We start from the raw sequence: 369 nt of genomic DNA, 5'->3' as shown, positions 1-369 counted from the left end.
GCGCCAGGCAAGAATGGCCCCCTAAAGTCAGACCAATTTAGCCAAATCCAAGTCAAGAAAAAACAGCCACTGCGCCGCCGTCGGCCCTACACTGGTGTACGCCAATACGCCAGAAGATTAGGAGGACCATGAATGACAACGAGTGCAATGGCCTGCAAGAGATTATAGACAAGGCCATCTCGGATATCGCCCGGGCAGAGGGCGATTCCTTCGAACTCGACAAGATGAACTTGGCCGAGTTCTCGAGAAGGACGGGGCTCTCGAGATCGAGGGCCCGCACATTGAAGGCAAGAGGGTTCACCGTCGCTCCCCATGGGCGCTGCGGCATGCGCGCCGCCACAACGGTGATCAGCGGCTTCGAGGGTATCG

The 369-nt window shown here is 57.7% G+C and carries 1 protein-coding gene; it reads left to right on the top strand.

Going from position 1 to position 369, the window contains the following annotated elements:
• Positions 1 to 128 precede the first annotated feature (128 nt).
• A partial coding sequence (locus VJ923_RS12315; RefSeq protein ID WP_326441843.1) for a hypothetical protein occupies positions 129 to 369 on the top strand: 241 nt, incomplete at its 3' end.

The organism is Adlercreutzia shanghongiae, assembly GCF_035830635.1.
In the GTDB taxonomy this organism is placed as follows: Bacteria; Actinomycetota; Coriobacteriia; order Coriobacteriales; family Eggerthellaceae; genus Adlercreutzia; species Adlercreutzia shanghongiae.
Note: the sequence above shows the minus strand (reverse complement) of the source record. Positions and strands in the feature narration are given on the sequence as shown.